The 19,609-nt window shown below is 60.4% G+C and carries 17 protein-coding genes and 2 pseudogenes; 11 read left to right on the top strand and 8 right to left on the bottom strand.

The window, feature by feature from the left end:
* Window positions 1–163: 163 nt before the first annotated feature.
* Window positions 164–1,210 carry a sulfotransferase gene (locus tag CLV89_RS20385; RefSeq protein ID WP_106165456.1) on the bottom strand — a complete coding sequence of 349 codons (1,047 nt, stop codon included), beginning with the start codon at window positions 1,208–1,210 and terminating at the stop codon, window positions 164–166.
* Between the two features lie 159 nt (window positions 1,211–1,369).
* Between CLV89_RS20385 and CLV89_RS20380 the strand changes: the two genes are divergently transcribed.
* From CLV89_RS20380 to CLV89_RS20355, 6 genes and pseudogenes are all read left to right on the top strand, one after another.
* Window positions 1,370–2,353, top strand: a complete 984-nt coding sequence (locus CLV89_RS20380) for a 3-oxoacyl-ACP synthase III family protein (protein WP_106165455.1) — start codon at window positions 1,370–1,372, stop codon at window positions 2,351–2,353.
* The gene (locus CLV89_RS20375; protein WP_106165454.1) at window positions 2,353–3,285 is read left to right on the top strand and encodes an NAD-dependent epimerase/dehydratase family protein; all 933 of its coding nucleotides are present in this window, start codon (window positions 2,353–2,355) and stop codon (window positions 3,283–3,285) included. Before CLV89_RS20380 ends, CLV89_RS20375 begins: the two co-directional genes overlap by 1 nt.
* Window positions 3,273–4,058, top strand: a complete 786-nt coding sequence (locus tag CLV89_RS20370; RefSeq protein ID WP_106165453.1) for an MBL fold metallo-hydrolase — start codon at window positions 3,273–3,275, stop codon at window positions 4,056–4,058. Before CLV89_RS20375 ends, CLV89_RS20370 begins: the two co-directional genes overlap by 13 nt.
* Window positions 4,055–5,323: a F390 synthetase-related protein gene (locus CLV89_RS20365; protein ID WP_106165452.1), complete on the top strand. Its 1,269-nt coding sequence runs from the start codon at window positions 4,055–4,057 to the stop codon at window positions 5,321–5,323. Before CLV89_RS20370 ends, CLV89_RS20365 begins: the two co-directional genes overlap by 4 nt.
* A 227-nt stretch (window positions 5,324–5,550) precedes the next feature.
* Window positions 5,551–7,179, top strand: a complete 1,629-nt coding sequence (locus CLV89_RS20360; protein WP_106165451.1) for a GMC family oxidoreductase — start codon at window positions 5,551–5,553, stop codon at window positions 7,177–7,179.
* A gap of 175 nt (window positions 7,180–7,354) precedes the next feature.
* Window positions 7,355–7,675, top strand: a pseudogene (locus CLV89_RS20355) (integrase core domain-containing protein); the annotation flags it as partial.
* A gap of 54 nt (window positions 7,676–7,729) precedes the next feature.
* On the opposite strand, the gene CLV89_RS20350 reads toward CLV89_RS20355, so the two are convergent.
* Genes CLV89_RS20350 through CLV89_RS20325 form a run of 6 tightly spaced genes read right to left on the bottom strand, consistent with a single transcriptional unit; the run spans window position 7,730 to window position 14,238 of the window.
* Window positions 7,730–8,263, bottom strand: coding sequence for a hypothetical protein (locus CLV89_RS20350; RefSeq protein ID WP_106165450.1), 534 nt, complete (start codon window positions 8,261–8,263; stop codon window positions 7,730–7,732).
* Between the two features lie 2 nt (window positions 8,264–8,265).
* Window positions 8,266–9,594: an MmgE/PrpD family protein gene (locus CLV89_RS20345; protein WP_106165449.1), complete on the bottom strand. Its 1,329-nt coding sequence runs from the start codon at window positions 9,592–9,594 to the stop codon at window positions 8,266–8,268.
* Window positions 9,581–11,044: a betaine-aldehyde dehydrogenase gene (gene betB, locus CLV89_RS20340; protein ID WP_106165448.1), complete on the bottom strand. Its 1,464-nt coding sequence runs from the start codon at window positions 11,042–11,044 to the stop codon at window positions 9,581–9,583. The genes CLV89_RS20345 and betB overlap by 14 nt, the downstream gene beginning before the upstream one ends.
* Window positions 11,044–11,397 (bottom strand): cupin domain-containing protein, encoded by a 354-nt coding sequence (locus CLV89_RS20335; RefSeq protein ID WP_106165447.1) that lies wholly within the window; start codon window positions 11,395–11,397, stop codon window positions 11,044–11,046. The genes betB and CLV89_RS20335 overlap by 1 nt, the downstream gene beginning before the upstream one ends.
* 10 nt (window positions 11,398–11,407) lie before the next feature.
* The gene (locus CLV89_RS20330) at window positions 11,408–13,048 is read right to left on the bottom strand and encodes a choline dehydrogenase (RefSeq protein ID WP_106165446.1); all 1,641 of its coding nucleotides are present in this window, start codon (window positions 13,046–13,048) and stop codon (window positions 11,408–11,410) included.
* Window positions 13,045–14,238, bottom strand: coding sequence for a M24 family metallopeptidase (locus tag CLV89_RS20325; RefSeq protein WP_106165445.1), 1,194 nt, complete (start codon window positions 14,236–14,238; stop codon window positions 13,045–13,047). Before CLV89_RS20325 ends, CLV89_RS20330 begins: the two co-directional genes overlap by 4 nt.
* Window positions 14,239–14,321: 83 nt before the next feature.
* On the opposite strand from CLV89_RS20325, the gene CLV89_RS20320 reads away from it, so the two are divergent.
* From CLV89_RS20320 to CLV89_RS20305, 4 genes and pseudogenes are all read left to right on the top strand, one after another.
* Window positions 14,322–14,837 (top strand): TetR/AcrR family transcriptional regulator, encoded by a 516-nt coding sequence (locus CLV89_RS20320; RefSeq protein ID WP_106165444.1) that lies wholly within the window; start codon window positions 14,322–14,324, stop codon window positions 14,835–14,837.
* A gap of 216 nt (window positions 14,838–15,053) precedes the next feature.
* Window positions 15,054–16,082, top strand: a complete 1,029-nt coding sequence (locus tag CLV89_RS20315) for an alcohol dehydrogenase family protein (RefSeq protein WP_243395099.1) — start codon at window positions 15,054–15,056, stop codon at window positions 16,080–16,082.
* A gap of 43 nt (window positions 16,083–16,125) precedes the next feature.
* On the top strand, window positions 16,126–16,512 hold the full coding sequence (locus CLV89_RS20310; RefSeq protein WP_106165442.1) for a nuclear transport factor 2 family protein: 387 nt from the start codon (window positions 16,126–16,128) through the stop codon (window positions 16,510–16,512).
* Window positions 16,513–17,075: 563 nt separating this feature from the next.
* Window positions 17,076–17,381 (top strand): annotated as a pseudogene (locus CLV89_RS20305) (DUF1348 family protein); the annotation flags it as partial.
* Window positions 17,382–17,657: 276 nt separating this feature from the next.
* Here the strand turns inward: CLV89_RS20305 and CLV89_RS22690 are convergent.
* Window positions 17,658–17,798 (bottom strand): hypothetical protein, encoded by a 141-nt coding sequence (locus tag CLV89_RS22690; RefSeq protein ID WP_207796981.1) that lies wholly within the window; start codon window positions 17,796–17,798, stop codon window positions 17,658–17,660.
* 103 nt (window positions 17,799–17,901) lie between these two features.
* Between CLV89_RS22690 and CLV89_RS20300 the strand changes: the two genes are divergently transcribed.
* Complete coding sequence (locus CLV89_RS20300) at window positions 17,902–18,912, top strand: AraC family transcriptional regulator (RefSeq protein WP_106165440.1); 1,011 nt, start codon at window positions 17,902–17,904, stop codon at window positions 18,910–18,912.
* The last annotated feature ends 697 nt before the right edge of the window (window positions 18,913–19,609 follow it).

The raw sequence follows: 19,609 nt of genomic DNA, 5'->3' as shown, positions 1-19,609 counted from the left end.
ACAGACAGAAGTTCCCACACCAACCGCTCTCTTAAGTGCTAGCAGATCGCCCTGCGAGAGCAAGCGCCTGACGCAAATGTGTAGGTCCGGCGGCGATTGCATGGTTGCGAACACGACCCGTACATCCGGGAGGTTTTGACGCGCCACTGCCCGCTCAACCAGATCACGCCTCGCGATATCTGCTCAGGGCGTCCTCGCCACGGGCGCAGGCCCGCAGGAGCTCGTCCCGATCCGCTGCGCCCAGCGCCGCCAATCGCGAGGGCCGTTTTTCTGGCAGGGCTGCACTGGCGGCGACCCACTCCTGTGGGGCCTCATCCGCGAGATAGAGGCCAAGGCGCGTGATCTCCTCGGCTGGGGCCTCGCACAGACGTTCATATGACACGACCAGAGGCGAATGCCCGCGCAGAGCCTCCGTCCCTCTGCAGGTGAGCTCGGACCAGAAGGCCCCGCAATCGGTCAACGAGGGGCGACTGTTCAGGATATGGCGCAGGCCGCCAAGACCTCCCAGAGACGCGATCAATGGCCAGATCCCGCCTCGCCCATAGTGGCGGCGCGGGGAGAGCAGATCAATGCCTACCCAGTTCAACCTGCGCCACATCCAGATCGCCAGCCGCGTGGCGGGGTAGTCGCGCATAGACAGCGCCGTATCTGGGCCGCTGCGTGTCAGTAGAACCGGTCGCGCCTCGGGAAACATGTCCAACAGAGTGCCCGACGCCAGCAGCGATCCGCCCGAACGCTCCACCCAGACGGGCTGGTTTTCGAGTTTGGCAGCCAATGTCGCAAAAAGCGCCCGATACTGATCCGCCAGACTGCGACTTGGCCACTGCGGTACATCCTGCGCCAGCTGGCGAAAGAGATCGTCAGGAGTGTCCGTCAGATGTGGCAGCGTGATCGCAAGGATCGGAGGGCAAAGCCAGGGGTCATGCTCTGGCGCCTGCCCCTTTCCATAGAGAAACTCCCGCGGGGCACTATCGGGATTACCGACCTGCGACAACGCACGAGAGGGCCGCGACAGATTGCGCCAAAACCGCTTTCCCGACAGGACGTCCGGGCGCAAGGCATGCGGCCCCACGGTCGAAAATAATTCAGAGACGGACAGGATGGCCGGATGTCTGTTGAGGATATCCGACACCAACGTCGATCCACAGCGGGCCGATCCAAGGATCAGCCCCCCACGTGGCAGTACCGCTGGCTGGGTCAGGCCGCTCATGTGGCCTGCGTGCCGAACATGTCGGGGGAAGTTTTGCGGGTTCGCGTCATGCGTGAGGCCTCAACGGGAATTCTGAATTTGGTTTTAAAATCAATCCTTGACGACCGAGGTTGCGATGTCAATGTATATGAACGACGTTCAAAAAGAGCCTTCAAAGACATGTTTCCGACAGCGACGACCATTCTGGGCACCGGCAGCTACCTGCCCCGGCAGGACGTCTCGTCCGCCGAAATAGACGCCCGCCTTGGCTGGCAGGAGGGACAGAGCTTCTCCCGCTTTGGCATCCGATCCCGACACGTGGCCGATGCGGATGAGACGTCGTCCTATATGGCAACCACAGCGGCAGAACAGGCGCTGCACATGGCCGGCTGCCAGCCAGAGGAGCTGGATCTGATCCTTGGAGCCTGCGGTGTGATGGAGCAACCGATCCCCTCGACATCTGTTCTGGTGCAGAACCGCCTCGGGCTTGCGACGTCTGGCATACCGGCGTTTGACATCAACGCCACCTGCCTGAGCTTCCTGCAAGCGCTCGATGTGGCCAACATGTGGCTCTCCGCTGGGCGCGCACGCCGGGTGCTTGTCTTTTCGGCAGATATCGCCTCGGTCGGGCTGGACTGGTCTCAGCCGGAGAGCGCTGCGATTTTCGGCGATGGTGCGGCAGCGGTTGTCCTCGGCAGCGATGAGGGCGCAATTCTCGCTCACGGATTTGAAACCTATTCCGAGGGCAAAGAGGCCTGTGTGCTCGCCGCCGGGGGAACACGCAGCAACCCGGCACGGGGAACCGCACCGGGCGACGCGCTGTTTCAGATGGATGGCGGACTGGCCTTCCGGGTCGCCTCGCGCCGGCTGCCGCGTTTTCTGGCAGGGTTGTTGGAGCGCGCCGGGCTGAGGCCGGACCAGCTGGATTGCGTGGTGCCCCATCAGGCCAGTGCTCAGGCGCTCTCTCATATAACGCGTGCCTTGCGCTTTGACAGCGATCAGGTCGTGAACATATTTGCCCAAACCGGAAACCAGGTCGCCGCGTCGATCCCGACTACGCTTGACCACGCGGTCCGATCCGGCGCGCTAAAGCGTGGACAGACAGCATTGTTGGTCGGCACCTCCGCTGGCATTTCCATTGGCGGCACGGTTGTGAGGTTCTGATGAAGGCATTGATTACAGGGGCCAGCGGCTGCCTGGGCCGTGCCTTGGTGTCAGAGCTGACCTCCCACGGCTGGACCCTGCGCACGACGGCCCGGCGCACCGTCGACCTACCTGGGTTTGTCGCGGCGGATCTTGTTCAGGACGAGCTGGTCACCCTCGTGGGTGAAGTCGATGCTGTGTTTCACTGCGCCGCGATGAGCGGTGGCTGGGGCAGCCCGGACGCCTTTCATGCCGCCAATGTGACGGCCACCGAACGCCTGCTGAATGCCACAGGTAAGGCCGGCGTTGCCCGCTTCGTCTTTGCCTCCACCCCCAGCCTCTATGCGGACGGGACAGACAGGTTCAACCTGACAGAGGGCGCCCCCCTGCCTGAGCGGGCGTTGTCGCCCTATGCAAACAGCAAACGACAGGCCGAAACCCTGGTGCTGGCGCAGAACGGGGCGATGCGATGCACAGCAATCCGCCCCCGTGCGATCTACGGACTACACGACCGCGCGCTTCTGCCACGGCTCCGTGCAACCCTGGAACGCGGTATCCTGCCACTGATTTCTGGCGGGCGCGCGCAGATCGACCTGACCCATCGCAGCGATGCCGCGCGGGCCATGCGCCTAGCGGCAGGCGGCCCCGGAGGACGTGTCTGGAACATCACCTCGGGCGAAGCTTTCAGCTTCCGTCAGCTTGCCGAAATGGTCTGCGTGCACGGAAATTACAAACCACGCCGCATCCCCCTCCCCTATGGGCTGGCCTATACGCTGGCCGGGCTTGCAGAGCGCGGCGCACTTCTGCGCGGAGGAGCAGAACCCACCCTGACCCGCCAGGCGGTCGTCTCCTTGGGTCGGTCGCTGACGCTGGATATCAGTGCCGCACGGCGAGACCTCGGCTACTGCCCTCAAATGACACTTAGCAACGGACTGGCAGAATGCTTCGCGTGACCACGCTTCGGATCGGCAGCTGCCGCGCACCCGCCGTTGCCGCAGGCCTGCCGGATCGGGGCAAGGTCATATTGCCCGCGCTGGCGACGCTGATCGAGACGAAGACCCAGACCCTTCTCTTTGATTGCGGCTATGGTGCGAGCTTCTATGACGCGACAGATAACTTTCCCGCACGGGCATACCGCATCGCCACGCCGATGACCTTGCCGCCACAGGAGCGACTGACCGCGCAACTGAACAGACCGCCCGACCTCGTGATCCTGAGCCATATGCATGGCGATCACGTCGCGGGATTGCTGGATCTTCCAGACGATATTCCGGTGCTTGCCTCCATGGAGGCCATCGACCACCTGTCTGGCCTCTCATCCGCATTGACGGCCACGCTCGCGGCCTGCCCTCCCCTGCTGCGCGATGGGGTTCTTGCACGCAACCCTCGTCCCATCGACGAACGCCCGCAAGTCGAAACCGGCTTGCCCGAGTTCCCGCGCGGCCATGATGTGTTGGGGACAGGAGAGGCGATCGCCATCGCGCTTCCGGGGCATGGCGTCGGGCAGATCGGGCTCTGGCTGCCCAACGCACGGCACTTCCTCATTGCGGATGCCGCCTACGCACGCAGCGCCCTGCGTGATGGAAAGCTGCCGCCGTGGCCCGTGCTTGCGAGATTGGGCAACGCCCGCGCCTATCGCCAGACCTTTGCACGACTGCGGGCATTGATGCGGGCGCGGCCCGATATCACGCTGGTGCCGTCGCATTGTCGCGAGGCTGCACCATGAGCCTGACGGCGTTTCTCCGCACCCGATATGGGCGCGCACCTCGGTCACGGGCAGAGATCACCGCACTGCAAGATCGCGCATTCGCACGTTTCCGCAGCCGGATCATGCCGCAGTCCCCATTCTACAGATCCCACGTCGACACGGCGCTTTCTGCATTACCGCAGATGAACAAGGCAAGGTTGATGGAGAATTTCTCATCCATCAATACCTGCGGGATTGACCGGGACAGGGCCTTTGATGTGGCGCTGCAGGCCGAACGCAGCCGGGATTTCTCTCCGATGATCGGACAGGTCGCGGTGGGCCTGTCCACCGGCACCTCTGGTCAGCGCGGGTTGTTCTTGACCACCCCAAAAGAGCGACGGCTCTGGGCGGCGATCATGTCGGGCCGCTTCTGGCCCAACCTGTGCCAGCCCCAGCGTGTCGCATTCTTCATGCGGGCCGACAACGCGCTCTATCGCTCGCTTGGCAACCCGATGTTACGGTTTGAGTTTTTCGATCTGATGCAGGGCGTCGAGGCCCATCTGCCCGCTCTCACATCCCTTGCCCCAACGGTCCTCATCGCCCCCGCAAGTGTTCTGACAGCCTTGGCCTGCGCCCAAGACGCGGGCGCACTTGCGCTTGCGCCGCAGCGGGTGATTTCCATCGCCGAAGTCCTCTCGTCAGAGGACCGAGACGCAGTGGCCCGCGCGTTCAACTGCAAGGTGGATGAGGTATATCAGGCCACCGAAGGCGTTCTGGCATTCACGTGTCACGAGGGACACCTGCATTTGAATGAAACATGGCTGCGCATTGATCGCGATGTGATCGACCCGAAAAGCGGCGCGTTCTGTCCGGTGATCTACGACTTCACCCGAGAAAGCCTGCCTCTGCTGAACTACAGGCTCGACGACGTCCTGATACCGGACGATACCCCCTGCCCCTGTGGCTCGGCCTGCACCCGCATCGCACGGATCGAGGGGCGAGAGGACGACGCCCTGTGGTGGAGCGGCCCCTCAGGCGCACGCATGGTTCCGGCCGAGACCATCCGCACCGTGATCGCCAGACTGCAAACACCAGTGAAGGACTATCGGGTGGTGCAGGAGGCAAACCATCTGACGATCTGGCTCCAACATGCTGCCCCTGAATGCGAGGTTGAGTTGCGCGGCGCCTTGGCGGCCCTCGCCGCTCAGCTCGATGTTGCGCTGCCCTCTCTGTCTATCCAGTCAGGTCTGCCACAAGAGAACGATCCGAAGCGACGGCGGATCAAAGTCCTGTCGCGCCCCTAATCCTGGGCTGACCTCGAGCAGCGCACGCCCCCGGTCGGCGCAGGGCTGGGCCTGGGACATTCCCCAGACTATGAATTCGGGGGTGGTGCTATGACCCGACCATGAGCGAAGATCTCGCCAGACGCGGATATGGCAGTGTAGTGTGACATAGGCGACCAGCGTGCCCTCGCGCTGCGAGACGCGCCCGCCCCGTTCTTGGGACAACGACTGACGGCAGGATAGGCAGCATGGCAAACACACAGCCCAAACACGGCGAACACTATGACTACATCATCGTGGGGGGCGGCACCGCAGGCTGTGTTTTAGCCAATCGACTAAGCGCCGATCCGAAGAACAATGTGCTGCTGCTGGAGGCCGGGAAAAGCGACAATTACCACTGGGTGCATATTCCGGTTGGATACCTTTACTGCATCGGCAATCCGCGCACCGACTGGATGATGAAGACCGCGCCCGAAGCCGGGTTGAACGGTCGCAGCCTGACCTATCCGCGCGGCAAGGTGCTCGGCGGCTGCACCTCGGTCAATGGCATGATCTACATGCGCGGTCAGGCGGCGGACTACGACATCTGGCGCCAGCTCGGGAACCCCGGCTGGGGATGGGAAGATGTGCTTCCCTACTTTCTGAAATCCGAAGATCACCATGCCGGCGACAGCGAGATGCACCGGGGAGGTGGCGAGTGGAAGGTCTCCAAACAGCGCCTCACCTGGGATATTTTGCGGTCCGTTCAGCGCGGGGCGCAGGAATTTGGCATCCACCCGCGCGCCGACTTCAACGATGGCAACAACGAAGGGTCCGGGTTCTTTGAGGTAAACCAGAAGGACGGAGTGCGCTGGAATACGGCCAAGGGCTTTCTGCGACCAGCAATGAAGCGCGGCAATCTGCGGGTGCTGACCGAGGCACATACCCACCGCCTGCTGCTTGAGGGGCGGACCGTGACAGGTGTTGAGTATCATCGCGGGGGGCAGACCCATCACGCCTTGGCGCGGCGCGAAGTCCTGCTGGCGGCGGGCGCAATCAATTCACCAAAGCTGTTGGAGCTATCAGGGATCGGTCGCCCGGACGTGTTGAACCAGCACGGGATAAAGGTGCAGCATGCAATGGAAGGCGTGGGGGAGAACTTGCAGGACCACCTGCAAATCCGCACGGTCTACACCGTAAAGAATGCCAAGACCCTGAACACCATGGCCAACAGCCTTTTCGGGAAAGCAAAGATCGCGATGCAATACGGGCTGGCCCGCAGCGGGCCGATGTCGATGGCCCCAAGCCAGTTCGGCATGTTCACCAAATCGCGCCCGGATTTGGCGACACCTGACCTGGAATATCACGTGCAACCGCTGTCGACGGAAAAGCTTGGTGATCCTCTGCACCCCTTCCCTGCAATCACCGTCTCCGTCTGCAATCTGCGCCCCGACAGCATCGGGGCCAGCCACATCCAGAGCACCGATCTGCAGCAGCAACCCGACATCCGGCTGAACTATCTGTCCGCGGAAACCGACCGGGCCGTGGCCCTGGCCTCGATCAAGCAGGTTCGGAAGGTGATGACGGCAAAAGCCCTGGCCCCGCATGAGCCGCAGGAGATTTTGCCCGGACCCGATTGTATCAGTGATGGCGATATTCTGGGTGCCGTGGGCGACATCGCCACGACCATCTTCCACCCGGTTGGCACGTGCAAGATGGGCACCGATAACGGCGCGGTGGTCGACCCGGAGCTGAAGGTTCACGGTCTTTCCGGTCTCCGGGTGGTGGACGCCTCCATCATGCCAAAAATCGTCTCCGGCAACACCGCCTCACCTGTGGTGATGATCGCGGAAAAAGCGGCAGACATGATCCTGGCAGAGGCCCGCGTCCCCGCATGACCAGCGCCAGCTGCGCTCCTTGTGTCAAAGCGGCTGGGATTGATCGAAGCGAACCGGCTGCGACCTGACCTTGCCCCCGGGGAGCACATTCGCAGACTGTGTGCGAGGAAGGTCGGCCCCAGAAGTCGCACACAAGACATCCAATCGTCGTGAAGACGGTCCCGCTGGGCATTTTTCTGGCCCTCCTCATATCCCGGCGCGGCTGCGGCGGTGGTGCCCGCTCCACCTTCGCCAGATGTTTAGTGTCGGTGCCAAGACGGCTTATATCGAGCCGGGGTCACCATGGGAAAACGGATAGTGCGAAAGCTCCAAAGCCCGCTTCCGAAACGAGCTGCTCAACGCTGATACCTTCTACAACCTAAGTGAGGCGCAAATCCTGATCGAACAAAGGCGCATCCGCTACAATACGACCAGGCCGCACAGCGCTATGGGCTACCGCCCACCCGAGCCGGAAAGCATCGTACCAATGGACCAGAGGACGGCGATGCACAAATAATCAAACCGGACCACCCGATGGGTGCACGCCAGGCTGTTTCACGGCGAGCCAAAACTATCGGCGAGTCATGCGCTGATAGTTTTCGTCCGAAAAGCGCAACGTCTCGCCCTTTTCGGTGTCGAACAACGAACGTTCAACTTGCGTTAGCGCACCTAGATAAACGTGAATGCCCAAGCACGGCCTCTCACTTGCGCATCCAACTGCATGGATAGCGCTGGGGCCGATTTGCAGGACATTGCCTGCGCTCAGGATCACTTCGCTGCTTTTGCGGATACCACCCGATTCAAGATCGGCCTCATAAAAGTCATTCCGCTCCGCACCGCTGTAAACGCCAATCGTCGCCAGCATTTGATGATCATGTGCAGGAACAGTCTGTCCGGGCAAAAAGCGGCAGTGCCAGATCGAAACGGTCTCATCCTCGTGCAGGATTACGTCGTTGTCAGCGAATTCCGGCATCGCCGCCTGCATGTCCGCGGGGGCAGCCACGGCCTGTTCCAGCAACGCCTTGACGTTCTCACGGGGCGCGTCGCTTGTGGCGGCGGTGCGCAGGTTGGCAACAAGATCGTCGAGATGGAATGCGTTTGCCATGGTCAGGTCCTTCGATTGAGGGCAGCGATCAATTCGGCTGGGGTCGGATGTGGACCGCGCACAAGGGCGGCCAAGGTGGCGGCAGATTCTGTCGGCAGGACCTCCGCGACGTAGGCTGCGCATTTTGCGAGTAATTCGTCGTCGCCTAGGGGCGCGTCAAAGTTGCCGCGGGCATCCGTCGGTCCGGACGTCAGGCAGCGTCCGTCGTGCGTGTCGATGGTTACCTCAGCCAATCGCTGTGCCGGAAAAATAGCGGTCAGCTCCGGGTCCTCGGTCAGAGTGATGCGGTCCACAAGGCCCCAGACTTCGGGTATATCAAAAGCTTCTGGAAGGATGTGCGCCGGCAGGATCGTGCCTTCGAGGATAGCCACGGCGAGGCAAAGCGGCAGGCTGTATTGTGCCTGATCTCCGTCGGCGGGGCGCATGGTGGCTAGACGTGTCGCTGCCGCAAAGGTCGAGACGGTGACCGATGCGATGTCGTCCACCGCGATGCGACGGGCGCGCATCAACCCAAGGGTCGCCTCGATCGGCGGGTGGGCCCAGCGGCAGACGGGGTAGGCTTTGAAATTGGTCTCAAGAATGCGCCAATGCTGACCGAGGTCTTGCCAGTACTGCGGTGCCTCCACGCAAATCGAGGCGGGCGCACCGGTAAAACCGTCTTCGGCAAGATCGAGGGCGGACGCCCCGGTCAATGCCCCCCAGGACGTGCTGTCCTTGACCATCGACGGGTGATCGATGCAACGCATCATCGGCGCGCGAGGAGCATAGTATTCCGCGATGCCGAGCGCATGGCGCGTCTTTTCAGCGTTCAGCCCGCGCATCCGGGCCCCCATGGCGGCGGCACCCATGGCGTTCCACGCGCCCGACGAATGGTAGTCGGCAGCGGTGTCGTGCAGCGAAAGCCCCGCGCGGATCGCGATTTCCTCACCGACAATGAGGTGGGTCAGCATCTCGTCCAACGTGCAGTCAGGATTGAGGCCAAGCTCGGCCAGCAGCATCGGCACCAGTGCGGCACTGGCGTGGCCCTTGCACAGTTGGTGCCCGTCATGCCCATCGAGCGCATCCGTGCTGCACGCCCCGGCGAAAGCATAGCCAACAGGGTTCACGCGCCGTCCGTCAAACGGCATCGGCAGGTCGCCTGGATAGCGTTTTGCAGCATGATCATATGCGATGCGGGCTGGTTTGCTGGTGCGACCACCCGCCCAGACCGCCAAAGTGTCCATCAGGCAGCGGCGCGCCATTTGTAGCACCGCAGCGGGAATACCCTCGGGCGTCAAGCCATGGATAAATCCGGTGATCGGGTCGAAATCAGGGGCTTCAGTATGGCGCATCCATGTCTCCCATTTCAACGAAGACAGATTTGATCTGAGTATAGTGGTCTATCGCCGCCAATCCATTCTCTCGTCCGATACCCGAGGATTTCACGCCGCCAAAGGGCATTTCAACTGGTGTCAGGTTGTAGTTGTTGATCCAGATCGTGCCCGCTTGCAAACCCGCAACCACGCGATGGGCGCGCTGGATGTCACGCGTGAACACCCCGGCGGCGAGGCCGAATTTGGTGTCATTGGCGCGGGACAGAACCTCGGCCTCCTCCTCGAAGGACAGCACCGACATGACCGGGCCGAAGACCTCTTCGCGCACAACGGTCATATCATCGGTCACGTCGGCCAGCACGGTGGGGGCGATGAAGCGCCCGTCAACGAAGCCGTCGATGCTCACGCGGTTGCCGCCGGTGACAACTCTCGCTCCTTCGGAGCGGGCAGTGTCGAGGTAACGCTCCACGATGTCGGCCTGTGCGGCTGACACCATCGGGCCCATGTGGGTATCGGGGTCCATCGGATCGCCGAGCTTCATGGCTTCTGTCCGGGTATTCAACCGTGCGAGGAAGTCGTCCAGCACGCTTGAATGGACAAAGACGCGCGTGCCATTTGTGCAAATCTGGCCAGTGGAATAGAAATTCCCAAGCATTGCCGCGCTAACGGCGTTGTCGAGGTCGGCGTCCTCAAAAACGATGAGGGGCGACTTCCCCCCCAGTTCAAGTGTCACGTGTTTAAGCGTCTCTGCCGCCCCCGTCATCACCCGCTTTCCCGTAGGCACAGAGCCGGTAAGCGAGACCTTATCGACACCCTTGTGGTTGGTCAGCGCGCCGCCTGTCGCACCGAAGCCCTGCACCACGTTGAACACGCCATCGGGCAGACCAGCCTCAGTCAGGATTTCCGCGAGTTTCAGGGCGGTGAGCGGCGTCATTTCCGAAGGTTTGAACACCAGCGCATTGCCGGTTGCCAATGCGGGTGCTGCCTTCCAACTGGCTATTTGAATGGGGTAGTTCCACGCACCGATCCCGGCGCAAACCCCTAGGGGTTCGCGGCGCGTGTAGGCAAAAGGGCCACCAAGTTCGATGGTCTGGCCAAAGATCGAGGGGGCAATGCCGCCGAACCACTCAAGGCTTTCCGCGCCCGAAGCGGCGTCAGCTACCAGCGTTTCCTGAATGGCCTTGCCGGTGTCGAGGGTTTCAAGCTCGGAAAGTTCCTGATTGCGCTCGCGCATGATTTCAGCGGCGCGGCGCAGGATGCGACCGCGCTCCACGGGGGCCACGGCTGCCCATGCGGGCTGTGCCGCGCGGGCGGCGGCAACGGCGCGGTCAACAGTGGCCTGCGTTGCGGTGTTCAGCGTTGCGATCACCTCACCCGTGGCGGGGTAGGATGTGGTCAGTTCGTCGCCCTGCGGGTCGTCATAATAGCTGCCGTTGATGTAATGCGATCCGGTCGGTTGTGCGCGCATCAGGCCTGCTTCCCGTGCCAGTTCACCTGTGCGACCCGGTTTTCAGCCGAGGTGAAGGTGTCGTGGTAACAATAAAGATTTCGGATCGGCGGGGCGATGTTCCATGAGGCCGAGACACCGGGCTGAATGGTCAGCGTATCACCGGCTTCAATGTCGACCATTTCGCCATCGCCGAAGGTCAGCGTGGCAGAGCCTTCCTGCACGAACATCGTGACCTTGCGGTCATAGTCATGCTGAAACGTCGCATCGGTGCATTCCCATTCGTCCCAGCCCTTTACCTTGCGTTTGGTGTCGGCGGTGGCCTTGCGGCGCTGAAAGTTGGTGCCGTCCAGCAGGCGGTCTTGATGTCTCATGTCTCTCTCCTCAGACGGCGCGATGATAATCAACGTGTTCAGGCGGCAATGGCTGCTTGCCGAGGATGATGTCGGCGGCCTTCTCGGCGATCATGAACACGCAGGCATTGATATTGGCGGATGGCACGGCGGGGATGACGGATGCGTCCACCACGCGCAGACCCGCGACCCCTTTGAAGTTTAGCTCAAGGTCCACGACTGCGCGGCTGTCGCCGTCCGCGCCCATGCGGGCGGTGCCGCAGGGGTGGTAGGCAGACGAGGCGTCTTCGCGGATGAAATCATCCCAGTCGGCGTCGGTCTTGACGTGATCTCCGGGCAGGTCTTCGCGGACGTGGAAGTCCTTGAACGCGGGCTGGGCGAGCAGTTCGCGCCCGAATTTGAGGCCCTGCCGCATGACGTGCCAGTCGTGATCGGTCGCCAGATAATTGGGATCGATCAGCGGGGCCTTGGCAGGGTCGGCGCTGGCCAACTTGACGGTGCCACGGCTAGTGGGGCGCATCGGACCCGCGCCAAGTCGGTACCCGTTCTTGGCCGGATCGGGGATCCAATTCGGCCCGAACAGGATCGGGAAGAAATGGAACTGAATGTCGGGATGGGTGATTTCCGGCCCCGAGCGCAGGAAGGCCCCGACATGACACTGGTTCACCGCAGCAACGCCGCCCTTCCAGCCGAACCATTGCATCCCGGCCCAGACCATCAGATGCGGCTTGAGATAGCGGTTCAGGCTGACAGGTTTATCAGTTTCGACCTGCACATGTGCCTCAAGGTGGTCGTGCAGGTTTTCACCCAATTGCGGAGCGTCAACGAGAACCGGAATGCCCTGTGCCTTTAGCTGGCCAGCGGGACCAATCCCCGACAGCATCAGAAGATGCGGCGTCCCAAAAGCGCCAGCGCAGAGGATCACTTCACGCTTGGCTTTCGCCACCTGAACCTCGCGGCCACGGGCGTATTCAACGCCCACGGCGCGGTCGCCCTCCAGCAGCACCCGCAGCACCTGGGCGCGGGTCACCACGGTCAGGTTGTCACGCTTGGGCTGTTTGTGCAGGAATGCGCGGGCAGAGGTGGACCGGTAGCCGCCCTGCACGGACATTTCGAACCGGCTGACGCCCTCCTGCTGGAAGCCGTTGACGTCGTCGGTCAGGTCATGGCCCGCCTCTTGCCCCGCCTCAAGAAACGCGGCGTTGAGAGGGTTGAGCGCGTCTTGCCGTTGCACGCCGACGGGGCCGCCAGGGCTGCGAAATGCATCCGCAGGACGGTCGCTGCCCTCGAACTTTTTGAAGTAGGGCAGGCAATCGGCGAAGGACCAGCCGGTGCAGCCCTCCTCTGACGCCCAATCGTCATAGTCACGCGGATTGCCACGCAGAAAAGTCATGCCGTTGATTGCAGACGACCCGCCCAAGGCCTTTCCACGTGGCTGGTCGATCTCCCGGTTGTTCAGATGCGCCTGCGGTGTGGTCTTGAACCAATAGTTGTACTTGCTGGTCGGCTTGAAGGCAGACCGCAGCCCGGCTGGCATTTGCAGGATCCACGTCCGATCATCCTGCCCGTGCTCCAGCAGCAGCACCGAATGGGTGCCGCCTGCGCTGAGCCGATGCGCCAGCGTGCAACCAGCAGTGCCTGCGCCGACAATGATATAGTCATAGGTGCTCAAAGGTAATCGTCCTCGAACGGGCAATCGGTCAGGGCCACGGGGCCATCTTTGGTGATCAACACGGGCTGTTCCAGCTTCACGCCTTCGTCACCTCCTACAGGTCCGATGTAGCTTTCGACGCAGACGCACATGCCTTCCTCGAAGGTGCCGGAATATTGCCAGGTCTCGTGGTCTTCGGGGTAGTAGATGACCGGGTATTCAACGCCAAAACCGATGCCGTGGATCATCTCGGCGTAGCGGTTGGGCACGTAGATGTCGTGCATCTTCCACGAGCGTTCGCCAAACTCCTCGAACGTCATGCCGGGGCGCAGGAGTTCCATGTTGTGCTGCAGCTGCTCAAAGGCGTGGTTGTACAGGACGCGCTGTTCGTCAGTCGGTTTTTTATCACCAATTACAAAGGCGCGGGTCTGGTCGGCGAAAACGCCATCAGGGCCGATGAGATCACTGTCAAAGACCAGCATCTCGCCGTTCTCGATCTTTTTGTCAGAGGTCTCGGTGAACCACGGGTTTGTATGATGACCAGAGTTCAGCAACCGCGTTTCCTGATACTCGCCCCCATGCATCATGTTGTATTCGTTCATTTTTGCGAGCAGGAAGTTCTCGGTCACACCCGGCTCAGCAAACTTGCGCATGTGGGCGATGGCGTCGGTGCAGACCTGCATGGAATTCTTGATGATCGCGACCTCGTCCATCGATTTAATAGATCGGGCCATTTCCATTGGCCCTTTGGCATCCTTCATTTTGATGCCGCGGTGCTGCATCGCCAGCATCGGCAGCAAATCGGCGCGATCAAGGCCTAGGGTCGCGCCTTTGCCGCAGGTTTTGTGCAGAAGATCAACGATCTCATCCGCCCATTTGTTCGCGTGTTCCTCGGCACGGTTGCCTGATCCGAAGTAGTCCCAGCTGCGGGCGGGTCGTGCTTCGTCAATCGTCTCCAGATGGTCCGACAGGTGCAGCGCACCGCCATAATCAAACAGGACAACCGGCCCTTCGACGGGGACAAAAACGTAGCGGGCAAGGTGGTGCGAGGTCCAGACCTGCATATTGCGGCAGCCGGTGGCGTAGCGCAGGTTCAGCGGATCAAACAGGACCACTGCGTCCATCTTGAATTGTTGCATCAGCTCGCGGGTGCGGTTCAGCCGGTAGGCCCGGACCTTTGGTTCGTCGATGATGTTCGGCAGGTCCAGCATGGTGCATCCTTTCAGCGTGGCGACTCGCGGTAGAGTGAACTCTCTACTTGCATTGGTAGAGCGCTCATTCTACAGCGTCAAGAATGATTGATACTGCCACCAAAATCGCTGCAGGGCTTGAACGCGCCTTTGTTTCGCAAGGCTTTGCCGAGCCAAACGTAGAAGCCTTGCGGGCCGCTGCGGACGTTAGTCTTCGCACGCTCTACAAATACACGCCCTCGCGCGGCGAGATGGTTCTGGCAGCGCTTGAACATCGGCACGCAAGGTACATCAAGTTCGTGTTCGACGATTTACCGCAGCCCGGCCCCGCAGCGCTGGAGGCCGTGATCGTCAATATCGGAGAATGGATGGCGCGCGAAGCTGAACGCGGTTGCCTGTTCCATGCTGCCGTCGCGGCGGCGCCACGGGACCCGCGCCTGCATGATCTTCTCAAGCGGCATAAATCGGACGTCGCGCAACGAGCCGCCAGAGTTGCCGATCTTGGCGATCGGGAAAATGACATTACAGTCATTATCGAAGGCCTGACCCAGAGCTGGCCACTGATGCAGGATGCAGCAGTCAACAGTGCGACAAGTCTGGCCCGCTGCCTTTACCATTAAAGCCGAACCAAGCGGACTTGACGGTTCTATCGCGCAATTTGGGTTAAAACCGCCCAGTTTCATCGGTGCTACGGAGGTGTCAAAGCCCGCGCCTGAGCGGCGTTGGTCCGGCTCTGAACATCCGTCATTCTTGACTTGGTAGAGCAGTGCCTCTACCCACAAAGGTAGAGCAATCACTCTACCCCAAGGAGTCAAGCAATGTCACTGCCATCCAAAATGAACGGCGTTGTGCTGACCGGACACGGCGGACCCGAGAAACTGGAATGGCGTGACGACCTGATCGTTCCGACACCCGGTGCGCGGGACGTTATCGTCAAGGTCAGCGCTGCAGCAGTTAACAACACCGACATCAACACCCGAACAGCATGGTATTCGAAAGGCGACGGCGAAAGCGGTGATGCCACGTGGTCAGGCGAGCCATTGTCCTTCCCCCGCGTTCAGGGAATTGACGTGTGCGGGTATATCGTTGCCGTGGGGGATCAAGTCGATCCCGCACGCGTGGGGGAACGGGTGCTGATCGAACCCTGCATCCGTGAGGCTGACGGGAAGATTTTGGATACGCCTTGGTTTTTTGGTTCGGAATGTGATGGTGGGTTTGCAGAGTATACACGGGTCGCGGCGCGGCACGCTTACCCTATCAATAGCAACCTGAGTGACTTGGAACTGGCCTCGTTCCCCTGCTCCTATTCCACCGCCGAAAACATGCTGACACGCGCCGCCGTCAAGTCAGGCGAAACCGTTCTGGTGACAGGCGCGTCCGGCGGTGTCGGATCTGCGGCCGTGCAACTGGCCTTGGCACGTGGCGCGCGTGTTCTCGCAGTCACGAGCGCAGGCAAGGCAGGCAAACTGAAAGCTCTTGGCGCGGATCAGGCCCTCGACCGGAACGCAGATTACCTATCGGCCCTCGGTGCAGAACAAGTCGACGTGGTCATTGACCTTGTCGCCGGTCCGAAATGGCCCTCTCTTCTGGATGTCTTGCGCCCCGGCGGCCGCTACGCCGTCGCTGGCGCGATTGCAGGACCGCAGGTCGAGTTGGACGTGCGCACGCTCTATCTCAAGGACTTAAGTTTTTTCGGATGCACGGTGCTGGAGCCAGACGTCTTTGGAAACCTTATTCGGCGCATAGAGCGTGCCGACATTTCACCGCTGGTCGCCGAAACCTATCCTCTTCGTGAAATAGGTGCTGCCCAGCAAGCTTTTGCTGAGAAGGGTTACATTGGTAAGATCGTTCTGAATTTGACTTGATCAAATGTCAGGATCGCGCATGCCCTGACAGGAAGGATGAAACATGACCCGCACGTCTGAAACCGACAAGGCAAACGTCATCGCGTTCTACGAGATGATGTTCAACGACTGCAAACCGGCGAAGGCCATCGCGCACTACGCCGGTGACGACTACATCCAGCACAACCCGCATGTCAGTGACGGGAAAGACGGGTTCATCACCTATTTCGAACGCATGGCCTCCGAGCACCCCGGCAAGCGCGTGGAAGTGAAACGCGCCATCGCCGAAGGCAACTACGTGGTACTTCACTGCCATCAGGTCTGGCCGGGCGGATTGGAATATGCAGGTATCGACATTTTTCGGCTAGATAAGGCCGGAAAGGTCGTAGAGCATTGGGATGTGTTGCAGGAATTGCCAGCCCACAGCGAAAACGACAACGGGATGTTCTAGCCCACGAGAGGAATTGTGGGCACCTAATGACAGAAGTGCAATGGCAACTTCGTCCAGGGCATGAAGATAAGTGAATAGTGACGCGAATAGCCAGTTATCGATTTGGAGCGATTGATCAGTACGAGCAGTTACTTTAGTGACAATTGCCGCACTGCACCATGTGTTCCTGCGTACCGGCGATAGGTTGCTGCGTCAGCAATAGCTGCAGGTGCACAAGTCCGGTGTGTCCGGTCCTCGATAATCGGTCCTGGCTGCAGCGAATTGACGGTTTGAATTTTGCCAAAATTGACATCGGTGAAGGTCCGGTCCGATGGAAGTTTCAGACACTACGTCTGATGGCAGGGAGGGTCAAAGAACTGGCAGCCTGCGCCAACACCATCTCGGTGCCGGTCTCTACATCCAGGTCAACACCGCATTTCGAAATGCGCCCGCGTTCGTCTGGCCGAATGTGCCCCCTGCCTCGTCTGATGCCCCGGTCGCGCCACTGCCTCCCCATTGCGACCGGGCCTTTCGGCCGACATCAATGATGGATCAGGAGATGATACGCCCGCCACTGGCGCAACCGGGCAGCGATATTTCAGGGCCGCGACCGGATCGCGGAATTTCTGACCCGCAAGTGGGCGCGCATACTGGACTATCGGTGGATCAAGGAACTCTGGGCGTTTCATGACAACCGCATCGCGGGGTGCTTTGCCTGCGAATATCATAACGACAGCGGTACCTGGTTTCGCGCCTATAGCAACGAAAACTGGGAGTTCCGTTCAGATGGCCTGATGCAGCGACGCATCGCGTCGATGAATGAACACCCGATCTGCGAAGGCGATCGGGCATTCAGATGGGCCTCCCCGGTCCATCCCTATGATCATTAAGGCCTGACTGAAATTGATTTGCAGGAGGAGAAACCATGCCGAACGCCTATGCCGGCATTGGGTTCACGTCCCGTGTCCTTGAGGAAGAAGAACGCTTCGGGCCCGCCGAAGCCTATGCCTGAGTTTTGCCACCGGATCGTCACGAGGGTGGTGAACTCACAGCGCGCGAAGCCGATTTCCTGCCCCGGAGAGACGGAAGCTTTCAGGCGACAGTGGCTGAAACCGGCTGGTCCTATGCCCAGTTCCTGGGCGGTGCTCCGGGGTTTCTCAAGGTCATCAACCAATCAGGTGATCGGGTATGCTGATTTCAAAGGTGACCGACAGTATATCAGCGTAGGCCACATTCGCCATGATGACCGGGTGTCGGTCATCGCCGCGGTCTACCGGTGCCGCAGATGCCTGAAGCTCTAGGGCCACGCGCAGATCCATCAAGAAATCAGGTTTGCGAAATAGTTTACCGTCGGACCCTGCACTCGGAGTCTCTGGTTTCGCTGGTGATATTGTTATAGCATTTATTCCCATGCCAAGCGTGACCAACGCCTTTGCGCGCACGATGGCCACTGCGGCCGGGATGACGCTGACAGATGACGGTGCTTTGATTTCCAACGGCGCTGTGGTTCATCGTGTGCCGCTGTCCGAGAAAGGTCGGCTTCAGGACACTGATTACTTCGAGCTGACAGAATGGATCCGCAACAATCATACTGACGAAATAACGCTGATGAATGCGTATGCTGAATTGATCCAAACGGATGATCTTGGCGTGCTGGGGTTGGCGATCAAGACAGCTCCAACCCTGCGGGCATCGCTTCAACGGGTCGAACGCTATTTTCGGCTGGTAACCGACACGGCGATTTACCATCTGGATGAGACAGGCGACCTCGCGTTTTTTGCGATCGAGGGGCAAACCGCGCACCACCCTGTTCTGGCTTTCCGCAACGAAACCGCTTTGGCCGGATTTGCCGTGAATATGAAGCGGATCGTCGGGTCCGACCTTACCTTCGAGTATGTCTGTTTCCGTCATTCCTGTCGAAGCACGCCAGATAGGTACGCCGCCCATTTTGGTTGCCCAGTCAAGTTCGACGCAGAACGTGACGCGATCGCGTTCGATCCGGCTGTACTTGATCTTCCAAACCTCCTTGGGGACCAGGCAGTTGCAGATTTTCTCACGGCGCATCTTGAGACAGAGATGAGCTCAATCGAGGACACCCCTTCGCTCAGCAAGACGCTCGTGCACCGACTTACCCCTGCGCTCAGCAATGGTGCACCACAAGCAGCACAGGTCGCCCAAGAGATGGGGCTGAGTGAACGTACGCTCTATCGTCGCCTCGGCGAGGAGGGTCTTACCTTTCGCGATGTGCTGGGACAGGCGCAATCCGCACTCGCGCAGGAACTGTTATGCGACAGCGACGCCTCGATTGCCGAGATCGCCTTTCTGACGGGCTTTTCCGAGCAAAGCACCTTCAGCCGCGCTTTCAAACGTTGGTTGGGACAAGCACCAGCACAATTCAGACAGCGCGCATCTAAAGCCTGATCATCACCTGAAAAACCGTGGCAGGTTTGGCCATGACCTTGGCAGGCGCGGCCAATACCTGCAGCCGTTTGGTGTCTAACTTCCTTCCTGACATCAACGGAGATGTGCTGGCGTTACGTCCACCGGACAGTCGGCATTGTCCTTAACAGGAAAGGCGTTTCGCATGAACATTGGCACAACTAGAGCTCACAGACAGGTGTCGCATCAAGACACTGTCAGCCCCCTCAGGTTCCGCAAAACCCGGGCGTTCAAACTCAGCGATATGACGCGCCTGATCATAATGGCCATCGTTGCAGCCCTGACAGCCGGCTTGCTGTTGTTGCCGGTCACGATGCCCGGAACCGCACTTCACTCAGCCCTCGCAGAGTTGCCGGTGCTGGAGGCTCCGACGGCCTTGATCAATGGGCCTGCGTCATTCCAGTCCTGAGGGCTCACCTCATCCAATCGGCGCGCCAAGACAGGTGTTCAGCCAGCATCCATGGAGAGGTTTTGCCATGAAAAATCACAATCACCCCCACACGGACGCCTGCGGCTGGCTTTGTTGTGCAATTCGGGTAAGGGACAGGCTTCCCCTTACCATGGACAGTCTCATTCGACCGGCTCTGCTCCTCCCCCACTGAAGTGGTCCTCCGCTATGGTTAGGAAAACGGAGGAAGACCATGGCGAACAAGCGACCCAAGCCCGAGGAGATTGTCAC

The sequence above is a fragment of the Tritonibacter scottomollicae genome, assembly GCF_003003215.1.
GTDB classification, from domain to species: Bacteria; Pseudomonadota; Alphaproteobacteria; order Rhodobacterales; family Rhodobacteraceae; genus Epibacterium; species Epibacterium scottomollicae.
Note: the sequence above shows the minus strand (reverse complement) of the source record. Positions and strands in the feature narration are given on the sequence as shown.